Below are 19,425 nucleotides of genomic sequence, written 5' to 3' on the forward strand. Positions count from 1 at the left end.
TCATTCTCGTTCAATTCTCCGACTGGATAACATGCCGAGCGAGTAAGCGTAAAAGATAATCTTGAGCATGATAGAAGGAGGGTATGTGGCAGCGCCATTTTTATCATTGTGATATAAGGCATTAAACGGCGATAGCTCCAAGTGAGTATCAATGAGGTGCGCGATAGCGAACTCAATCGTTCCGGGTATTAATTGCTCATCGATACTGACAGGAACGAACATATTTTGATTTGAATAATCGGTTTGAAGTTTGGCATGATCGTATCTAAATATGTGAATAATGGTGATTAGATCACAAGGAGTTAATGCATTCAAGTTCATATCGTGGTGAAATAGAGGTAAGATCAAAATCGAGAATGAGGCTAGGTAGAAATTCTACAGCCTCGTTGAGCAGCAGTCGAATGTCAATTCTTCATAATTTCAGTACAAACTTATTGCTTTTTTTGCTAACTAAGTGTGTAATGCGCCTGAAGGTTAACATATATATTAACTTTTCGTTGTGGGATATCGAGTGACCAAAGAACTAAATAAAAAGCATAAAGGCTCACGATTTAATGTAGAGCACTGTGACGGAGCTATAGAAAGCTTTGAAGAGGCTTTAGTCAGCGTTACTCCTCATAATAAGAAAAAATCAGTTAAACGTGCAATTATTCAGTTAATTGAACGTTTAGCTGATGGAAAACCAATGTCAAAGGATAATTTCCCACAAGAAGGAAATCTACCTAAGAGCTCAGGGAAGTTTAATGCTTTCAAAAAACTTCCCGTTAGGGCTTATTGTTGGCTATCAAAAAAACATCCTAATACTTACTTTATCAGCCACTATACTTACAAAGATAAGCAGAAGTTAGATAAAAGAGATACTGATAGAGTTCATGCAAATTGGCGAGAAAAAGAGGATTAAGTATGAGTGGAAGAGACATGTTTTATTCAAAAGATACATGCTTCAGTGACGCAGAAGAACGTGCATATGCACGTGAAGACTTAGTTTTCAATGTGACTGAAGATCTTTTGGTTATGTTAGAGGATTTAAATATCAGCAAAGCGGAATTAGCAAGAAGGCTTGGTAAATCTAAGTCTTATGTTTCTCAAGTTCTTAGTGGTTCTAGAAATATGACTTTAGGTTCTTTCTCTGATATTTGCTTTGCATTGGGTTTCAAGCCTGAAATCAAAATTCCAGTAAAGCCTGTAGAGCAGGCTGAAACTTCATGGTCTCGTGTTCAAAAAATAACAGTGGCTAAGACGAGTATTACAAAGAGTCCATCACAGCAATTGTACCTCGCGCATGATGCTGCTTGGTCAACGATGAAGGTAGCGTAGATAAATGACTCCAGAATTAAAAAAGTGTGCTGATAATTTAGTTATTCAATCAGTAACTTTAAAAAATCTGTTGGTGGAGCTTCATGAAGATATAGATGCAGAACAATTTAACGATGAGTACCTTGAAAATACTCAAGAACTTCGTTTTCTGCGTCAAATTCGTCAGACGGAAAGAGAAGAAGACGGTGTTTGGCTATATAGGTTAAATACTGTTGTTGCGATTAGGTGTATCTCTGAAGACGATGCAGCTAAGGAAAGTAATGATGGAATTGAGCCAATCCTAGAAATTAAAGCTGAGTTTGTTGCTCAGTATGAGTCACCTTGTGCCTTAAACGATGAAGAAATAAATCAGTTTGGGCAAAAACATGTTTATTATCATGTTTGGCCGTATTGGCGAGAGGCTCTTCAATCTTCGTGTGCACGGCTTGGAATTAGCCCGATTGTAATTCCACCTTTAAGAGTTTAGAGCAAAAGCTGCTTAACAAAGCATGTAAGAGTGATTCCCAACGCTTGGCATTTTTATGTCATCGTTGGGTTTTGTGTTTATGGCGCAGTGCATTAGGTTCGTGTTAGCGTTGCTCTCACCTTAACAGGGCGGTTGGGGCTGTAGGATCTCTATTTTGAGCTGGTTTTTTAGTTCTGTTGCTGATTTACTCAGTAATGAATTCAGCAATCCTTATCACTAAAATTACTTTTTATTTAGGCTCATTTAAAAATGATTAATTTTTCAGCATTTAAACAGAAAATGAACGAAAAAGTTAGAATCGATTGGGAAACGCGGATGCAATTGCCTTTCTATAAGAGGGTTCTGTATTACAGTCTGCCTTTTACATTGATATTTTGTCTAGGAAGCAGCCTCCTGTCATATGATCGAAGTTGGGATACTTTAATGGTTATTAAGCAAATTCTTATAATTATTATTGGTTCGATAGTTTTTGAGTTGATTTTGAGCTTTAAATCAAAAGACTAGGGTTATTATCGTTAAATTAATTGCGTGTTGATAACCTATTGTTCGTTGACCTAAGAGCTAATTAAGCCATCGCCATCAAACCCTTTTCCAGAGGTGTTAAGTGACAGCGATGGTTTTTTTGATTTTAGGCCGTATGTGATTAACCTTCCTGGTAAATCCAGCATAAACCCTCGTAGAACTCTGTCCCGAAATTCTTTGAATAAGAGATATGATCAGCACCATAATTACCGGGCATCAAGTTAAACAAATATTCCATACTTGAGGTTATTTGTGTTGCGCTAGTTTAAGTAAAAAACGCTAAGAAGACTCAACCCAGAAGCAATTTTGGTGGCACAGGGACAGTCTGTACGACTAGGTCTCGCTTCACCACCAAAGGTGTCAGATCGTCAATGAATCAGTATATATAAGGCTTAATTATCTTTTTGGTTTAACAACTAAAACGTTAATCGGAGAATGCTCTACCACTTTGCTTGCAACAGACCCCAACACCACTCGGTCTACTTTTGAACGCTTATGGCTTGGAATTACAATAAGATCAGCACCGACTTTTTCGCTGTAGTTTAATATGGTGGTGTAGGGGCGCCCAGTATCTACTCGCATCGAATATTTCACTTCGTCACCAATGTGAGTTTCGGCGAATTCCCGCAGTTTTGTTTCCACTTCTTCTTTCATTCGTTCAGCGGCTTCTTTGGGAAAGTAGGATGAAACTAGCGGCATATGAACGCCTGGCATTACATTGAGTAAGTAGAGTTTTCCACCCGAACTTTTGGCATGTAAAATGGCAAGTTCAATCGCTCGATCTGAAAAACCTTTGTCGTTTAGATCAACAGGTACTAGAATTTTTTTAAACATTTTTTGTCTCCTTGAGAAAAATTTAACGTATTAATTTTTCACGTGTTTTCTATATTTGGAATATGCGCCTAATTGTTGATTGTATCAAGCGATTTATCTATTAATTCTAGAATAAAGTGGTTATTAAAGATGAACTTATTTGCATAAATAGAGGGATATATTGATGTAGCGCCTGTTTCTGCTCTAATTTAGGTTGGTTTATACACATGTGGTCACTACGCCGAGTTAGGTCAATCGAAAATTTGTTCAATATTCCACTATAAAGCCGCTCTATAACAGCGTAGGATCGAGCCACTTTCAAATAAATCAGGTATGCACTTAGGTGCAATTTCAGTAAACATTATGCACCCAACTGCAAAAGCGTCACTTAACAATGCACTACTTATCTCTATTCGCACACCACAGTTTAAAGGTGATGAAGCGCAAGAATCTTTGGCGGAATTGGCTCGCTTAGTGACGACCTTAGGGTTTAAAGTTGTTGGTTCTCAGTCTCAAAAACAAAATTCAACTCAAGGCCTCAATGTCTTGGGAGTGGGTAAGTTGGCTGAAATCGCACATCTCACTGGTAACCGAGGACTTATTAAAGATACCGGCGAAGATCTTGATGACGATTTATTTGATGAGTCGTCATTTGACGATATGTCATTGGACTATATGCCATTGTCTTCTGTGGATGTCGTGGTGTTTGATTGCGATTTAACTCCGTCTCAGCTGCGTAATGTCGAGAATCAACTTGGCGTTGAAGTGTTTGACCGCACCGGTATTATTATTGAAATATTTAGTCGTCATGCTCGGACTCGGACCGCACGACTTCAAGTTGAAATTGCCCGCCTAAATTATTTAGCACCACGTCTTAGAGAATCAACCAGCGAAAATAACGAACGCCAGATGGGGAAGGGCTCAGGTGAAACGGCTTTAGAGCTGGATCGTCGTAAAGTTCGTGACCAATTAGCCGAATTAAGGCGTGAACTGGTGAGCGTTCAAGATGAATTGAAGGGACGTAGGACCCAACGTTCTGACCTCTTTTGTGTGGCGTTAGTTGGATATACCAATGCGGGTAAGTCGTCGATGATGCGCGCACTGACGGGTAGCGAAGTCTTGGTTGAAAATAAATTATTCGCGACGTTAGATACCACGGTACGAGCTCTGCACCCAGCTACCCAGCCAAGAATCTTAGTGTCTGACACGGTTGGCTTTATTAAAAAACTGCCTCATGATTTGGTGGCTTCTTTTCATTCGACCTTAGCAGAAGCCCATGACGCTTCTTTATTACTGTATGTCGTCGATGCGTCGGATAAAACGTTCCGTACTCAACTTGATGTTGTACACGAGGTATTAGAGCAAGTCGGTGTTGATGGCATTAAACGATTATTGGTGCTGAATAAATCTGACCAATTGAGTGAAGAGCAGCAACACGCGCTAATGGAAGAATTTCCTGATGCGATGATGACGTCAACTCGCAACCCATTCGATGTGGCACAGTTACATAAGTATATTGTCGGTGTCGCTGAAGAAGAAATGATCGAAGAAGAAATCATCGTCCCTTATACCGCGAATGGGATTATTGGTGAAATTCGTTCGACAATGAGCGTGGCGAAAGAAGAATACGACTACAACCATATTAAATTGACTGTTCGTTCTAATGCTATTGATTTAGCAAGACTAAAAAAGCGGATGCTGGATAAAATCTAGAATAAAGCGGCTATTAAAGACGGAAATCAAATTATTGAGCAAAACGGTTACAACCAAAGTGTAACCGGTTACATTGCATGCTATTATTGCCATAATGATTTAGAATTTAGATCGGCTATTAATTTGTCTGGTAAAGGTAAGGGCGCGAATGAGTACTATCGTTGATGTGTGTAAATTGGCTGGTGTTTCTAAAGCCACGGTATCGCGTGTAATTAATGGAACTGGACAAGTAAAAGAATCCACGAGAGAAGTGGTTTTTGCAGCGATGGATCAGCTCGGTTATCGTCCAAATAAGCTAGCACAAGCATTAGCGACGAATCGCACCAATAATATTGGGTTAGTTGTTTCGGATTTTGATGGAATTCACTTCGGGCTTCTACTCAAACAGGCTGCTGCGAGTGCTGATACCGCGAGTAAGCAGCTTCTGGTTACCGACGGTAAGAATGATCCAGACCAAGAGTATGAAGCGATTCGCCAGCTTGAAGGGCGTTGTGATGCCGTTGTACTTTACAGTCGAACTTTGTGTGATGAACATATCAAAAAACTCTATAGTCAGCTTTCCATACCTTTGGTGATTCTGAATCGATATTCCATAGAGCCTGCATACCATACTGTCTCCTTTGATCAGGAGGGCGCAGTGACTATGGTTATGGAACATTTAATAGCGCTTGGGCACAGACAAATTGCTTGTATTACGGGGCCGCTTGAAAATTTAACCGGTCAAGCTCGTCTAGCAGGATATAAAAATGCATTTGAGCCTTATGGAATCCCATTGGTGAATGCTCTTATTGAAAGCGGAAATTACCATATGACAAGTGGCTATGAAGCGTGCAAGAGACTTATTGCCAAGCGCGTTCCTTTCTCAGCTATCGTCGCATTCAACGATAATATGGCGGTTGGGGCGCTGAAAGCATTGGAAGAAGAGGGGATTAAAGTTCCTGAGCAGGTATCTATCACTGGGATTGATAATGACCCGGTCACTGAGTTTTTTAATCCGACGTTAACGACAGTAGAGCTTCCGATTGAAGTGATGACGAAACAAGCCATGGAGCTTGCATTGGATCTCGTTGATACCAATATTTCACCCACTTCTCATCACCATCACGGTCGGTTAATTCAGCGTAATTCGGTGATACCGTATCACGCTGATAAGAGTTGGTTAGACTTGTAGTTCCTTTCACCTAACCAAGGCTTAGAGAATAGTTTTTATAGGGCCGTTTGGCTCTCATGGTGACAAAATGGTAGACCGCGCCGATTAGGCCATTATCATTGTTAAATGAAGTTGGCTCGATGGTAACCAATTCATCGAGGTTAAGTTTGTCTATAACCGCAATAGCTTTGATCAACTTCTTCATTTCTTTCGTTACGTTAGGAATCAAATCGGGTCTGTTACTGATAGCACCACCAATGATGATTTTTTTAGGATTCAACATAAAGGTGAGGTTATGCAGTCCAACGGCGATGCTCTTGTAGAACTCGTCAACTACTTTGATGGCAATCTCATCACCTTCTTCGGCCAACGAAAAGATATCTTTGCCTGAGAGATCATCAAAGCTCGGCAAATGTTTATATAACGCATACCGGCGACGCAACCCATCTCTCACCGAGGCCGTTTGATTCATGGTCTCAGAGTTTTTATCAGCGGTGGAGTGTGCATAGTGAATGAAGGTATAGCCAAATTCTCCTGCCATAGAACTGTGTCCGCGGACTAAATGATCATCAAGATAAATAGCGCCACCAATACCTGTGCCTAATGTAATGCAGATGAAATCACGCACTTCTTTAGTTTTGCCTAGCCACTTTTCAGCAAGAGCAACGCAATTGACATCGTTCTCGACTTCGACTGGAAGCATCAGTTTGTCAGTAAGAATCGTTCTAAAATCGAACTCGCAGAAGTCTTTAATCGCACCTCCTGCTTTCAAATAGCCAGTGTCAACATTGACAAAGCCGGGTACAGAGAAAGCAGCACCATCCAAGCTAAACTGCAATTCTAACTCTTGTTTTATATTAACGATGGTTTGAATGATCGCTTCGCCAGTGGAAGCTGTCTTTATTTTTCCCTGATGAAGAATATTCCCGCGATCATTTACGACACCAAATTTAATGTCAGTTCCACCAATATCAAACGACAGATAGGTTGCCATAATGCTGTTTTCTCTCCAGTTTTGTAATGAATTAGACTTCTTCGGTGCGGTTGGCGATGACGTCTCGATACCAAATGAATGACGCTTTTTTCTTACGCTTCAGTCCATCTTTATGATCGACATAAATAAAGCCATACTGTTTTTTGTACCCGTTTAGCCAGCTCAATAAATCGATCGCTGACCAAGCGAAATAACCTTTAATGTGGACACCATTGGCAATCGCTTGTTTAACGGCCGATAGGTGATCTTTAATAAAGTGAATTCGAGCGATATCGCAGATCTCACCTTCAATAATTGGGTCTTCGTCCCCCAGACCATTTTCTGTGATGTACATTTTTATTTGGCCATACTGCTCTTTGAGAATATTCAGTCCTTGAACAAAACCTTCCGGAGATATCTCCCAATCCCATTTAGTATACCGCTTGTCATCCATTTTTACTGTTCGATAGACACCATCGTAACTCGGATCGCCAGGAGAGCCGGTCGCATTTTCACGAGACATATCACGAGTTTTGACTTGGCCGTCTGCTTTTTCAACACGCATAGGTTGATAGTAATTTAAGCCAACAAAATCATTTAGCGGCGCCGCTTCAAAAATGGTCTGCAATTCTTCTTCGGTCCACGTTGGTAAATTGCCTTCTTGCTTGAGTTGCTTGACGACATACTCGGGGTATTTACCAAGCAAAATTGGGTCAAAATACCAGTTCATTTTAAACTTATTTGCGTGCTCTTGAGCAAATAGATTTTCTTCGGAATTATCGACGGCAAACGCGGGATTGAAAACATGACTAATCCCAATCTCACCGAACAGATTTAACTTCTTATATTCGATCACCGCTCGCGCATGCGCATAAAATACATTGTGTGTCGCTTGAAAATATTTCTTCGGGTCGTTTTGAATGCCTGGTGGATGAGCACCCCGCATATATCCAAGTGAACAGAAGACAACCGTTTCATTGAAAGTGATAAAGTGCTTAACGCGATCACCAAATTCGTTAAAGCAGAGTTTGGCGTACTCGATATAGGCGTCAGAGGTATCTTTGCTTAACCAGCCACCTTTTTTCTCTAGTGTGAGTGGTAAATCCCAGTGGTATAACGTGATAAAAGGGACAATGCCGTACTTTAGACACTCATCAATCAGGTTATTGTAGAAATCGATGCCTTTCTGGTTAATTTTACCTGTGCCATCCGGAAAAATACGCGCCCAAGAAATGGAGAAGCGGTAGGATTCGAGTCCCATTTCTGCCATTAGGGCAATATCTTCTTTATAACGATTGTAATGATCAATCGCGACGTCGCCATTTGTACCTTCGAATGTTTTTCCTGGAATTTTGGTAAATTCATCCCAGTTCGTCAGACCTTTTCCGTCTTGATCCCAAGCCCCCTCGACTTGATAAGAAGCCGTCGCAGCGCCGAATAGAAAATCGTTGGCAAATTTCATACTTTATTTCCATTGAATTGAGCTCCTGAAAGGTACGTAACCTTTCAGGAGTATGGTTGGAAGGTTATTTATAAACTATTGTTTTTTATTATATTTTGATACCAATGATAGCTTTGTTTTTTAGATCGCTTCATTTCTTTGAGGTCAAACTCTTCTCTGTCGACATGAATAAAGCCATATCGCTTCGAACAGCCTTGATGTGTGCTCACCAAATCAATCGCAGACCATGGGCAGAATCCGAACATTTCAACACCATCAGTTATCGCAAGTTGTACTTGTTCGATATGTTTCTGTAGATATTCGATTCGATAATCATCATTGATCGAACCGTCTTGTTCGACAGTATCAAATGCACCTAGACCATTTTCAGTGACGATTAGTGGTAAGGCATAACGCTCGTAAATTTCACGCATTGTGGTACGAAAGCCTACTGGATCAATTTCCCAACCAAATTCATTTTTTGTAAGGTGCTCATTGCCAACGCCTTTGTAGGCGCCGACTTCACCAATCGTGATTTGTTGATCGCCTGTTGAATTAATATCACTTTCATCACCAGTGCTGGCAGCAACAGTTTGAGAGTTATAATAGTTAAAGGCGATAAAGTCGGGCTTAGCGGTCGCCATGATTTCCATATCACCGGGTTCGATGTCTGGCAGCGCGTCACGCTCTTCTAAGAAACGAAGGGCTGTTTTGTTGTAACGTCCGTACACGGCCATATCCAGATATAACCAGTTGCGCAGCGCGGTAAACGTATTGGCCGCAAGAATATCTTCTGGTTTTGAAGATGCAGGGTAAATGACCGAAATATTGGGAGCAGGACCGATTTTGGCTTCTGGCAGCATTTCGTGAAATAGGGTCATGGCTTTAGCTTGAGCCAGTAACATATGGTGGTTTTGTTGATAGAGATCCTTCATCGGATTCTCACCAGCAACATGTTTTGTCCCTAAAGCGTCACCATGCAAAATCATCATATTTTGCTCGTTGATAGTCAGCCAGTATTTAACGCGATCGCCAAACAATTCAAATAAGGTCTTGCTGTAGAGCGCAAACGCATCGACAGTACTGCGATTTGACCAGCCACCCTTTTCTTGCAAAGCGTAGGGTAGGTCAAAGTGATACATGGTGAGGATCGGTTCAATATTATATTTAAGTAACTCATCAATCAGGTTACTGTAAAACTCAATGCCCTTTTGATTAACTTCACCATCGCCATTTGGATAAATACGAGTCCAAGCGACGGAGAAGCGATAGGCTTTCAGCCCAAGTTCAGCAAATAATGCAACGTCTTCTTTGTAGCGATGGTAGTGATCACTCGTGACTGTAAAATCGGTTGTGCCTTCAACCACGTTTCCCATATCAATGACTGACGGGCCTTTGCCATCTTCATTCCAAGCACCTTCAACTTGGTAAGCAGAGGTTGAAGCTCCCCAAAAGAAATCATCAGGAAAATTTTTCAATTTAGTTGTGTCCATTGTTGTTCCTAGTTAGTTAAATCTTGTTACGCGCCTTGCATTGAGCGATGAATATTGATGAGCTCTTCTATAAGTTCTCGCGCTAACATAGAGGTCATGATGTGGTCTTGAGCATGAACCATGATTAGGTTGACGGGGACTTTTCCCGTACCTTGATCCATACCAATTAGTTGTGTTTGAACGGTGTGAGCACGTTTAGCGGCAGCATTGGCATCATCTAAAAGTCCGTCAACTTCGTCCCATTTTCCGGCTTTTGCGGCGTAAAGAGCTTGCATCGCACAACTCTTCGATTCACCTGCATTAATAATTAGCTCCATTACGGTTTCTTCTAAATCTTCGATAGGAGAGTCCATTTCGGCAGGACTTGCTTGTGTCATCATGTGTGTTCTCCGGTTAATAATTGGTGGAATCAATGGGAAGCGGCCATGGCTGAATCCCATTTTTATTCGCTATTTTTATTATGCTGATTGCAAGCTTTGGGATTCTGACGATTGCTCGGTTACCGCATTTTCTTCTTTCAATAACTGCTTTTCGTAGATCTTGAAGAATGGGTAGTAGATAACGATATCCAGTACAATCAGTCCAATGACTAACAAGCCATTACTCATTTCCCAACCGGCACCCCATGCCGCACCAATTGGAGCAGGAGCCGTCCAAGGTACGAGTGAAATCACTTTCCCAATCATGTCTGTTTGAACAGCGGTGTAGGCGATAGTTGCGTTGATCATCGGTGTGCCTACAAATGGAATGAATAAGATTGGATTCATTACGATTGGGCTACCAAAAATGACGGGTTCGTTGATATTAAAAAGAGTTGGAACTGCACAAAGCTTACCAATGGATTGGAGGTGAGCTGATTTACTGCGTAGATAAAGTAAGACAAGCGCAAAGGTTGCACCAGAGCCACCCAGTGTAATGAAGAAACTCCAGAATGGTTCAATAAACGTTGCGGGTAATTCGCCACCGGCCGCGAGTGCATCTTGGTTTAGTCCTAGGTTCACTAGCCAGAAAGGAGCCATGATTCCACCCACGATGGCTGCTCCATGAATCCCTGCAAACCATAATGCGTGTGCAAGAAATGCCGCTAAAAGAATGGCGGGCAATGAATCAGACGCTGAAATTAGTGGTGCAAATAACGACATGATGGCGGCAGGCAAAATCATGTCAAACTGCCCTTGTAGTAATAGGTTTAGTGGATAGATGGTGAAAATAACCACGAGCGCAGGAATTAATAGATCGAATGACTGACGTATCTTTGCAGGAACTTGTTCAGGCAGTTTTATCCCAATATTTTTCTCTTTTAGTACGCGAGTCAGCTCGGTAACGTAGATGGAGACGATAATACTGGTGAAAATACCGGTACCCCCCATGAATGAGGCGGATAACTTGCCTTCTTCCATTGGAGCCGCGACCAACAAGAAGGTCATCAGCGAAAGTAGTCCAGTAGGAAGCGCATCTAACTTATAGTGATTTGCTAAGTTATAGGCAATCCCCACACTGATATAGCAGGACATGATCCCCATGGTCATATTGAAAGGGGTCATTATTTGTTCAAGATACTCTTGTGATAAGCCGAGCCACCATTGTCCAAACGCGAACGAAGTATCAGGAGAAAAGGGAGGAAAAGCGAACACGAGTAAAAATGAACCGACGATCATAAAAGGCATGCCGCCGATAAATCCATCACGAATTGCGCTCACGTGACGTTGTGACGCAAATGCACCAGCGACTGGAGCTATTTTGTTTTCTATGAAATCGAAAAACGGGTTAGACATAGTATTTCTCCGGGGTTAAGCGAGTAGAGCAAGAGCATCGTTGAGTATTTTTTCGCCTTTCATCATGCCGTAATCCATGGCATTGATGACAGCAACGGGTTTGCCTACAGCATCCGCTTTAACCTTAAAATCATTTAATTTGTACTTGATTTGAGGGCCTAAAAGAAAGCAGTCATAGGTTGCTAGATTGGCATCAAATTCATCCAATCCAACGGCTTCGACTTCAACTGAAAGGTTTTTATTGGCAGCGGCTTCTTTCATTTTTTTTACGACCATACTGGTAGACATACCAGCCGCGCAGCAGAGTAGAATCTTAGTCATATTCATTATCCTTTTTTGTCATTCTTGTTTTCTACGATAGGTTACATCTTGTTTCCGAAATAAATGTAACCGGTACCATTTATGTGATTGATCTCTTTTTTTTATGCTAATTGGCGATGAAAAGTTTCGGTGGGATCTAATTTATTCATAGCTGGATCACAAGAAAATAGAATTGGCGTAAAATTTGAGCTGGTTTAGAGCTTTGTGGTCTCGGTTTCTTTATATAGATCCTAAAGAGCAATGAGTGGTACACACAGAGTGATGTTGGTTGGAAGATTAAGGCGAGTTATTGATAAAGGTGAAGGAAAAGGTGACAACTAAAACGAAAAAAGGGTGCAGATTTGCTGCACCCTTCTTGAATTGACTAAATTGGGAAGTCTAGGTTTCTATTTTGAAACTACGTCCCACTGTTTTAACGTGGTATCAGCTTCACTACACTCTACTAATTGTAAAGCACGCTTAACCCAAGGTCCTGCTTCTACAGTCTCAGTCGTTACGGCAATACATTTTTCGAGATCTTCTGCGAGTCTAAACGTCTTATCGTCTGATTGATAAACAAATTTTTGATGAGGATGGTCACTACAGTCAAGTAAGGCAAATTCTGATTTACCTTTGGCGATTAGAACCTGCATACAATTGCCTTCAAATGCATAAGATTCAATCTGCTGTGTCTCAGCTTTATATTCAAAACGAACATCATGACCAGAGTGATCTCTTGGTGATCCTTCATCGGTTTTTGGTTTACAAGTATGTGTCTGCATCAGTTCTGACAGGCCTGCGCCATATGTGTCTATACAGAAACCGTACCCGTTAGGTTCATCGATATTATCGGTTAATACAATATAAGGAGCAGCGGTAGGGACATCTGGTGCAGCGGCGGATGCATATCCAGAAACAGAAACAAATAGAGATAAGAGTGAGATTTTTAGTGTAGAGCGGTTCATAGGGTGTCCTTCTGTTTATTTATTATAATTACAGCGTGTTTTTACTATAACAGTTGAGGGCAATGTTTGCTACGTAACCCAGGGCAATTGATTTAAAGGGCATGTAACGAGTTCTCAAGAGTTGCGTTATTTTAGGAAGGGGACGGGTTTGATTGAAATAGCAAACGAAGAAAAAATTATCGTTAACATTCAAAATGTTAACGATAACTTATAGATAGGTATCAATGTGGTCCTATTTTGAAACTACGTCCCACTGCTTTAACGTTGAGTCAATTTCATCACACTTAGCCAGTTGCAAAGTACGCTTAACCCAAGGTCCGGCTTTAACTGTTTCTGTATTTACGACAACACATTGCTCGAGTTCGTCTGCGAGTCTAAATGTTTTGTCTTCTGATTGGTAAGCAAATTGTTGATGTGCATGGTCGCTACAATCAAGTAGGGCAAACTCTGACTTTCCTTTCGCGATTAAAACTTGTACGCATTGATTTTCGTAGGCAAACGAACGAATCTGTTTTGTTGCTGTATCGTATTCAAAACGAACATCATTGCCACCAGCATATTTTGGTGAATCTTTTGCTACTTGTGGTTTACAAGTATGAGTGTGCATAAGTTCTGATTGACCTGCGCCAAAAGTATCAATACAGAAACCGTATCCATTTGGCTCATCTAGGTTATCAGAAAGTACGATATAAGGGGCTTCAGTCGGAACATCTGGTGCTGCCGCAGATGCATAGCCAGAAAAGCATACTACTAGAGATAAAAGTGAAACTTTGAACATTGAGCGGTTCATATATCTTCCTTATTTATGTCGTTATTATGGTTTTAATTTTCGCGCCTAACTATCATGGTAGGGGCTTTGATTTCTACGTTGATGCCTTTTTGTTTGTAACGGCTAATAGTGCTAGTCGCTAAGATTGAGGCTTTTTGTACGTAGCTTGTTATACCGGTGCACGGTTGAGTGGTGCATATACAACATTATTTTATTAAAATATGGCATAAATAGCGAATGTAAATTATTTCTATTTATGAATTTTGCAATTTCTCGATTAAGCGGATTGACTCATATTAGATTGTTGCTCTTTCTTCATCGAAACCACGAGTGCCACAACGCTAATGCCTAACATTAACAACGCTAGAATCCATAATCCTTGAATGAGTACCAATGTGGAAAGTGCAGCAACGACGGCACTAATAATCGATTGAGAAGCGCCAATATACGCAGACGCTGTCCCTGCATTTTTCTTAAAGTAAGCCATAAAACAGGCATTTGAATTGCCCATGATTCCACCTAACGAAGAGAGCGCTATCGCAAAGCCGATAGAGGTAATAATCCAAAGGTCGGGTACCACTAGCTGCGAAATCAGAACGACTAAAACCCCAACTACCTGCATTCCGATGAATAAGCTGAGCAGCTTTTGCGGAGAGTGGCTACTTAGTAAGTATGAGTTAATTCTATTTACAACAATGCTGCCGCTGGTATTAATCAGAAACAGAGCCGAAAACAGCTCTTCGCTTAGTTCATATTGTTCAATAAAAATCAACGAAGAGTTGGTTAAAAAAATCATGAGTATAGAAAAAGTTGCTGCTTGAATGACAACGTATTTTCTAGCTTCTTTGGTATTAAATATTTCGACAAAGCTACGTACGATACTTGGATTATCTTGTTTCTCGTATTTATAGTTATTTGGAACAATCAGTAACCCTGCAAAGATAACGACTATCGAAAAAATGGACATGAGTATAAAAACCCAATGCCAACTCAATAGTTTTAAAATTAAGGTACCGACGGTTGGTGCAATAGAAGGCGCGACCATCATAATCAAAGAGATGAGTGTAAATAATTTTGCGGCTTCTTTACCCGTTGCGGTATCGCGGATAATCGCAGGAACACAGACAAACGCCATCCCACCGCCGAGCGCTTGAATAACCCTACCGACATAAAGACTGGATAAACTTCCTGCTCCAGCAATCAAGAAACCGCCAATGGCAAACATAATCAAGCCGAGAATAACGGTGACGCGTCGTCCTGCTCGATCGCATAGTGGACCACCAAATAATTGCCCAAATGCCATCGCAAATACATAAATGCTCACCGTAAGAGCAACAGGCCCTGAGTCAACATTCAGGTCTTTAGCCATTAAAGGTATACCCGGTAAATAGCTATCGGTAGCAAAAGGGGCCAATGCAAAAACACTGGCAAGAAATAGAACTAACTTAAAAGGAACTGTTTTCATTAATTACTCATTATTCGTTGAAGCTTTTTCATGTACATAACATGACGTGTATTCATCGTTAAATACAAGAATAAGGTTACGCAGTGCGACGCTGTGTGTATTAACTTGAAATGCATCCAAGCCTAATACGGAATATACTATAGTGAACTGTAGCACTTAGTTGTTGCAGGTGCAACGATGGTCATTTATAGTGTTCAGTCTATATTTCCCCTAGTTCATTTTTGGGAAACCATTATTTTAGAAGAATTTCAATACTTTCAGCACAATGCTATTTGCAGGTCACTCTATTATGAAATCTATTCACAATGACAAGATAGAACACCAACCTATGTTTATTTGTGGTGCCGTACACCGACAATTTAGAAATAACGTAACCACAGCCTTGTCAAAAGAGAAGCTGATGACTTTAGAAATGTCTAGGGCACTGGCCGCTGTTCAGGAAAACCAACCACTAAGTCAGCAGCAACTGGCAGATATTATTCAGAATGAACGCAGTGCGACTAAGCGTATGGTCGATAACCTAGAAAAACGCGGTTATTTGGTTACATCAAAGGCTGAAAATAATAAGAAACTTAAAATGTTAAACCTAACCGAGCTTGGTGAAGCAGAGCTTGAGATCGTAAAGACAACGATAACGCCTATAGAACAAAAATTTTATGATTGTTTCAGTGAAGAAGAGTCAAAAGAATTCTTGCGGTTGATTCGTAAACTGGGTGCTGAACATTTACGTTAGTGTTGGCGTAATCAACATCACTTAGAGCGGGTTAAAGACAATTAAGAATAACAGTTATTAATGTTAAGTAAAAAATGGCGGTCATATGACCGCCATTATTATTTTGAGTGTTTAATTAAGCACTCTCTTTACTCGCTAAGTATTCCATTTCGCCAGGGAAACGGGCTTGGTGTAGCTCTTCATAAGGCTTAGAAAGATCAGGCTTCCATTCTTCAGGAATTGGACGCTTAGTACACTTCATCACACCATTTTCTTGGCTGATGATAACCCAAGCTAGCCAATCTTGGTCATTACGAGCTGGGATATCTTCACGGTAATGCGAACCACGACTTTCATCACGGAATAGTGAAGCGCGCAGCTTCATTTCTGCATTGAGCACCATGTTGATGGTTTCATGAACAAGGCGCAATTCGTGAGAATTACTTGCTTTCATTTTAGGAAGAACACTTTGTTGTAAATACTCAATGTTCATAATTGCCGCTTCTAGTGTTTCTTTACGTTTTGCATAAAGAACGAAATAAGGCGTCATTATGTGCTGTAAATATTGAGTAACCCAAGTCGGTGAATAACCTCTCTCGCGCTTAAGCGGAGCGAAGGCAGCATCGATTTTTTGTTGAATCTCATCGTCACTGACTTCTGGTAGTGTTGATAAGCCTTTGATGTATTCTGACGCTTCATTACCTGCGCGCGCACCTTGTACGGTTGAGCCACAAGAACTCACACCTAAGCCATTGATAGCAGAATAGGTAGAATCACCCGCTGCATATAGGCCGTTCACACCAGCCTGATGACTACCGATTTTAGTGAAGATACCATCGAAACGGTGTTGTGCCATACCTGACGTCGCCGCGAAGTACAGTTCTTCATCTTCGTCTAGAATGTGTGGGCCTTTCTGACCTTTACTACCGAACATCACCTCTGGCGTAACAGGGACATCACCACGCATTGCTGCATAGGTCATATCATCACCACCAATCATTGGGAATGGCGGACGAGGCGGTCTGAAATCCGGATCAAGCGGTACGTAATCAGGGTTATCTGAAGGCGCTACGCCATCGATAATCGGCTTTCCGTCGACAAATGGTGGTGGAAATGCGTCGAATTTGACCATTAACGTAAGATCAAACTCTAGCCCGAATGCGCCCCAAGGGTGACATAAGTGACGCTTCTTAGTTTCATGCGGATCGACGTTTTCTTTACCAGAAATTTCAGCACCTAAACGGTAAGCCATGGCTTGTCCATCGTGGGTTAGGGCACCAATAGGGTAACCTGGTACTTTAAAGCTACCAGCACCGGTACACAGAATGACCGATTTGGCTTTAATCACAACCGCCTGTTCACGCTGGTTAAAGAAACCAATCGCACCGACGACTTGTCCATCTTTTTCAATCAGATCAACAATTGTCACTTTTTCTAATAGTTTAACGTCGTTCTCGCGTAGCTTTTTACGGAATACATCGCCTTGGTTTTTGTCGCCATCGGGTCTGTCAACTGCGCCCCAGTCAGCCATCTCGCGGTAACGATCAAGTGAATCTTCATGCCACATTTCAACGATATCGCGGCGCACCAAGTAGTCGCTGTCACGCGCGGTACTTTGAATGGTGTGTTCTCTTGGCTGACCCGATTTCGGATCGAAAACTTGGAAACCAACAGCCCAAGGAGTTTTGCCACCCATTCCTGCACGGCCTTTATCAACCACTAATACATCAAAGCCTTGCTCTTTAGCTTTAATCGCAGCAAACGTTCCGGCATAACCACTACCAATGACTAAAATATCGGTGGTGTACTCTTTGTAAGTTGTATTTGTATTGTTCATTTTTTCGCTCCTTAGCCCCAAGCTGTAATTGGTGGGAAGCTACGTTCCGGCGTAATTTCGATTGCGTCTACTGGGCAGTAATGCGCACAGATGTTACAAATTTGACAATCCACTTTGAATGCGATTTCTGCATTACTACCACAGGTTAAGCAGCGTTCAGCTTCTTTTGCGGCTTCGTTCCAATCGAACGATTTGAGTGTTTCTGCGAAGCTCGTTTTACATTCTTCGATCGGTAGGCGACGACGTTCTACACGAGGTGCTTTAGCGACTTCAGCGCATGCTTGTTGGGTTAAGATACTGATATCAAATTGCTTAACTTCAGTCTCTAAACCTTGAGCTAATTCTTCACCTTTTAGGAAGCGATCAACAGTTAGAGCCGCACGTTTACCAGCGGCTGCTGCTACTACAACTGTTGTTGGGCCAGTAACCGCATCACCAATGGCGAAAAGATTATTGGAAGCTTGCATGGTCACTTTATCAGAGAGGATTTGACCACGTTCGTTGGTTGTAAAACCCGTTGGTACGAGTTCAGCATCAGCGGTTTGACCAATAGCTAAAATAATAAAGTCAGCATCGATAGTTTCATCTAATACCGTTTCACCGTAGACGGGGTTAAAGCGGCCATCATCACGAACACTTAAACATTCAACCATCTTAACAGCACTTACTTTGCCAGCTTGTGTTTCAAAAGAGCTGACACTGCGAGATGTATTAATGATAACGCCTTCATCGATGGCATCTTCAATCTCTTCAGTCAGCGCTAGCATTGTATCTTTATGACCAGGCTCAACACGCTCAAGACAGATCACATTTACTGCTTCTGCACCTAAACGAATGGCGGTACGAGCGGCATCTAGTGAGACACTACCACCACCGATGACAGCCACTTTTTTACCTGTTAGGTCAGCAGGAGTACCCGCTTTTACATCATATAAGAAGGAAATAGCACTTGTGATACCTTCTGCATCGTTACCTGGAACTGAAAGAGTAAATGGCTTAGATGCGCCAGTTGCAGCAATTACCGCATTATACCCTTGAGCTTCGAGTTCTGAAGCATCACTGATAGAAACGCCGGCTTTAAACTCAATGCCCATTTGCTTGTAGGCTTCGATTTGCTTATCAAGAACTTCTTCTGGTAAACGGAAAGAAGGAATAGAAGTACGTAGTAAGCCACCGAGTTTTTGTTCACGCTCAAAAACCGTGACACTGTAGCTTTGTTGTGCAAGGTGGTAAGCCGCGGCTAAGCCAGCAGGGCCTGAACCAATAACGGCTACCTTGTCTCCTGAAACGGAAGCTGTTGATCCCTGTTCTAGTAGGTAGTCGCCCAAATACTGCTCTAGGCCATTGATGTTGATTGCGGAATCAACAATTGCACGCGAGCACGGTGTTTCACATGGGTGAGGGCAAATACGGCCAGTAATAGACGGCATTGGGTGGTATTTTGCCAGTAATTCAGCCGCTTCATCGAGCATGTCTAGCTCAATTAAGTTGTGGTATTCACGTTGGTTTACACCAAGTGGGCAGGCCGCACTACATGGAGATTGTTCTTGTTTCACTTCTGGTTGGGTATTTAGTCGCAGAATATCCATTGGGCAGCGGGCCACACAGGTACCGCATCCAATGCATAAATCAGCATTAATACTTTCAATAGGCATATCGTTTTGCTTCCTTATCAGTGTGATCCGATAAATGACGCCTTTCGGTGACATTTATC

General features: G+C 41.6%; 18 protein-coding genes and 1 pseudogene. 6 read left to right on the forward strand and 13 right to left on the reverse strand.

The genetic code is table 11. The features are described from left to right. Nucleotides 1-6 precede the first annotated feature (6 nt). A pseudogene (locus tag ACXJY6_RS02335) lies at nucleotides 7-257 on the reverse strand (transposase); the annotation flags it as partial. A gap of 254 nt (nucleotides 258-511) precedes the next feature. Between ACXJY6_RS02335 and ACXJY6_RS02340 the strand changes: the two are divergent. The 3 genes from ACXJY6_RS02340 to ACXJY6_RS02350 are packed head-to-tail and all read left to right on the forward strand — an operon-like array spanning nucleotide 512 to nucleotide 1,783. After that, on the forward strand, nucleotides 512-901 hold the full coding sequence (locus tag ACXJY6_RS02340) for a hypothetical protein (protein WP_458767218.1): 390 nt from the start codon (nucleotides 512-514) through the stop codon (nucleotides 899-901). Nucleotides 902-903: 2 nt separating this feature from the next. Further along, complete coding sequence (locus tag ACXJY6_RS02345) at nucleotides 904-1,317, forward strand: helix-turn-helix domain-containing protein (protein WP_458767219.1); 414 nt, start codon at nucleotides 904-906, stop codon at nucleotides 1,315-1,317. A 4-nt stretch (nucleotides 1,318-1,321) separates the two neighbouring features. Further along, nucleotides 1,322-1,783 carry a hypothetical protein gene (locus ACXJY6_RS02350; protein ID WP_458767220.1) on the forward strand — a complete coding sequence of 154 codons (462 nt, stop codon included), beginning with the start codon at nucleotides 1,322-1,324 and terminating at the stop codon, nucleotides 1,781-1,783. Between the two features lie 918 nt (nucleotides 1,784-2,701). Here the strand turns inward: ACXJY6_RS02350 and ACXJY6_RS02355 are convergent. After that, entirely contained in the window at nucleotides 2,702-3,139 is a 438-nt protein-coding gene (locus ACXJY6_RS02355) for a universal stress protein (protein ID WP_458767221.1), read from the reverse strand. A gap of 342 nt (nucleotides 3,140-3,481) precedes the next feature. On the opposite strand from ACXJY6_RS02355, the gene hflX reads away from it, so the two are divergent. Beyond that, nucleotides 3,482-4,831, forward strand: coding sequence for a GTPase HflX (hflX, locus tag ACXJY6_RS02360; protein ID WP_458767422.1), 1,350 nt, complete (start codon nucleotides 3,482-3,484; stop codon nucleotides 4,829-4,831). 148 nt (nucleotides 4,832-4,979) lie between these two features. Beyond that, a complete protein-coding gene (locus ACXJY6_RS02365) occupies nucleotides 4,980-6,002 on the forward strand; it encodes a LacI family DNA-binding transcriptional regulator (RefSeq protein ID WP_458767222.1) in 1,023 nt (340 codons plus the stop codon). A 10-nt stretch (nucleotides 6,003-6,012) separates the two neighbouring features. On the opposite strand, the gene ACXJY6_RS02370 is transcribed toward ACXJY6_RS02365, so the two are convergent. From ACXJY6_RS02370 to ACXJY6_RS02410, 9 genes are all read right to left on the reverse strand, one after another. Then, nucleotides 6,013-6,975: an ROK family protein gene (locus tag ACXJY6_RS02370; RefSeq protein WP_458767223.1), complete on the reverse strand. Its 963-nt coding sequence runs from the start codon at nucleotides 6,973-6,975 to the stop codon at nucleotides 6,013-6,015. A gap of 31 nt (nucleotides 6,976-7,006) precedes the next feature. Continuing rightward, the gene (locus ACXJY6_RS02375) at nucleotides 7,007-8,416 is read right to left on the reverse strand and encodes a glycoside hydrolase family 1 protein (protein ID WP_458767225.1); all 1,410 of its coding nucleotides are present in this window, start codon (nucleotides 8,414-8,416) and stop codon (nucleotides 7,007-7,009) included. Between the two features lie 68 nt (nucleotides 8,417-8,484). Then, nucleotides 8,485-9,888 carry a glycoside hydrolase family 1 protein gene (locus tag ACXJY6_RS02380; RefSeq protein WP_458767226.1) on the reverse strand — a complete coding sequence of 468 codons (1,404 nt, stop codon included), beginning with the start codon at nucleotides 9,886-9,888 and terminating at the stop codon, nucleotides 8,485-8,487. Between the two features lie 26 nt (nucleotides 9,889-9,914). Next, nucleotides 9,915-10,268 carry a PTS lactose/cellobiose transporter subunit IIA gene (locus tag ACXJY6_RS02385; RefSeq protein WP_458767227.1) on the reverse strand — a complete coding sequence of 118 codons (354 nt, stop codon included), beginning with the start codon at nucleotides 10,266-10,268 and terminating at the stop codon, nucleotides 9,915-9,917. A 78-nt stretch (nucleotides 10,269-10,346) separates the two neighbouring features. Continuing rightward, nucleotides 10,347-11,663: a PTS sugar transporter subunit IIC gene (locus ACXJY6_RS02390; protein WP_458767228.1), complete on the reverse strand. Its 1,317-nt coding sequence runs from the start codon at nucleotides 11,661-11,663 to the stop codon at nucleotides 10,347-10,349. Between the two features lie 15 nt (nucleotides 11,664-11,678). After that, nucleotides 11,679-11,984 carry a PTS sugar transporter subunit IIB gene (locus ACXJY6_RS02395; protein WP_456052757.1) on the reverse strand — a complete coding sequence of 102 codons (306 nt, stop codon included), beginning with the start codon at nucleotides 11,982-11,984 and terminating at the stop codon, nucleotides 11,679-11,681. A 386-nt stretch (nucleotides 11,985-12,370) separates the two neighbouring features. After that, nucleotides 12,371-12,928, reverse strand: coding sequence for a ricin-type beta-trefoil lectin domain protein (locus ACXJY6_RS02400; protein ID WP_458767229.1), 558 nt, complete (start codon nucleotides 12,926-12,928; stop codon nucleotides 12,371-12,373). 232 nt (nucleotides 12,929-13,160) lie between these two features. Then, nucleotides 13,161-13,718: a ricin-type beta-trefoil lectin domain protein gene (locus ACXJY6_RS02405; protein ID WP_456052755.1), complete on the reverse strand. Its 558-nt coding sequence runs from the start codon at nucleotides 13,716-13,718 to the stop codon at nucleotides 13,161-13,163. Between the two features lie 256 nt (nucleotides 13,719-13,974). Beyond that, nucleotides 13,975-15,162: a multidrug effflux MFS transporter gene (locus tag ACXJY6_RS02410; RefSeq protein WP_456052754.1), complete on the reverse strand. Its 1,188-nt coding sequence runs from the start codon at nucleotides 15,160-15,162 to the stop codon at nucleotides 13,975-13,977. Nucleotides 15,163-15,451: 289 nt separating this feature from the next. On the opposite strand from ACXJY6_RS02410, the gene ACXJY6_RS02415 reads away from it, so the two are divergent. Then, entirely contained in the window at nucleotides 15,452-15,895 is a 444-nt protein-coding gene (locus ACXJY6_RS02415) for a MarR family winged helix-turn-helix transcriptional regulator (protein ID WP_456052753.1), read from the forward strand. A gap of 115 nt (nucleotides 15,896-16,010) precedes the next feature. Here ACXJY6_RS02415 and ACXJY6_RS02420 read toward each other — a convergent pair whose 3' ends face one another. Continuing rightward, on the reverse strand, nucleotides 16,011-17,711 hold the full coding sequence (locus ACXJY6_RS02420) for an FAD-binding protein (RefSeq protein WP_458767230.1): 1,701 nt from the start codon (nucleotides 17,709-17,711) through the stop codon (nucleotides 16,011-16,013). 11 nt (nucleotides 17,712-17,722) lie between these two features. Continuing rightward, on the reverse strand, nucleotides 17,723-19,420 hold the full coding sequence (locus ACXJY6_RS02425; RefSeq protein WP_458767231.1) for an FAD-dependent oxidoreductase: 1,698 nt from the start codon (nucleotides 19,418-19,420) through the stop codon (nucleotides 17,723-17,725). Nucleotides 19,421-19,425: the final 5 nt, after the last annotated feature.

The sequence above is a fragment of the Vibrio phycocola genome, from assembly GCF_054404255.1.

What these genes read in the sequence shown, in the direction of transcription:
- ACXJY6_RS02345 (WP_458767219.1), top strand. Translation starts at nt 904, where the DNA reads ATGAGTGGAAGAGACATGTTTTATTCAAAAGATACATGCTTCAGTGAC.
- ACXJY6_RS02350 (WP_458767220.1), top strand. Translation starts at nt 1,322, where the DNA reads ATGACTCCAGAATTAAAAAAGTGTGCTGATAATTTAGTTATTCAATCA.
- ACXJY6_RS02355 (WP_458767221.1), bottom strand. Translation starts at nt 3,139, where the DNA reads ATGTTTAAAAAAATTCTAGTACCTGTTGATCTAAACGACAAAGGTTTT.
- hflX (WP_458767422.1), top strand. Translation starts at nt 3,482, where the DNA reads ATGCACCCAACTGCAAAAGCGTCACTTAACAATGCACTACTTATCTCT.
- ACXJY6_RS02365 (WP_458767222.1), top strand. Translation starts at nt 4,980, where the DNA reads ATGAGTACTATCGTTGATGTGTGTAAATTGGCTGGTGTTTCTAAAGCC.
- ACXJY6_RS02370 (WP_458767223.1), bottom strand. Translation starts at nt 6,975, where the DNA reads ATGGCAACCTATCTGTCGTTTGATATTGGTGGAACTGACATTAAATTT.
- ACXJY6_RS02375 (WP_458767225.1), bottom strand. Translation starts at nt 8,416, where the DNA reads ATGAAATTTGCCAACGATTTTCTATTCGGCGCTGCGACGGCTTCTTAT.
- ACXJY6_RS02380 (WP_458767226.1), bottom strand. Translation starts at nt 9,888, where the DNA reads ATGGACACAACTAAATTGAAAAATTTTCCTGATGATTTCTTTTGGGGA.
- ACXJY6_RS02385 (WP_458767227.1), bottom strand. Translation starts at nt 10,268, where the DNA reads ATGATGACACAAGCAAGTCCTGCCGAAATGGACTCTCCTATCGAAGAT.
- ACXJY6_RS02390 (WP_458767228.1), bottom strand. Translation starts at nt 11,663, where the DNA reads ATGTCTAACCCGTTTTTCGATTTCATAGAAAACAAAATAGCTCCAGTC.
- ACXJY6_RS02395 (WP_456052757.1), bottom strand. Translation starts at nt 11,984, where the DNA reads ATGACTAAGATTCTACTCTGCTGCGCGGCTGGTATGTCTACCAGTATG.
- ACXJY6_RS02400 (WP_458767229.1), bottom strand. Translation starts at nt 12,928, where the DNA reads ATGAACCGCTCTACACTAAAAATCTCACTCTTATCTCTATTTGTTTCT.
- ACXJY6_RS02405 (WP_456052755.1), bottom strand. Translation starts at nt 13,718, where the DNA reads ATGAACCGCTCAATGTTCAAAGTTTCACTTTTATCTCTAGTAGTATGC.
- ACXJY6_RS02410 (WP_456052754.1), bottom strand. Translation starts at nt 15,162, where the DNA reads ATGAAAACAGTTCCTTTTAAGTTAGTTCTATTTCTTGCCAGTGTTTTT.
- ACXJY6_RS02415 (WP_456052753.1), top strand. Translation starts at nt 15,452, where the DNA reads ATGAAATCTATTCACAATGACAAGATAGAACACCAACCTATGTTTATT.
- ACXJY6_RS02420 (WP_458767230.1), bottom strand. Translation starts at nt 17,711, where the DNA reads ATGAACAATACAAATACAACTTACAAAGAGTACACCACCGATATTTTA.
- ACXJY6_RS02425 (WP_458767231.1), bottom strand. Translation starts at nt 19,420, where the DNA reads ATGTCACCGAAAGGCGTCATTTATCGGATCACACTGATAAGGAAGCAA.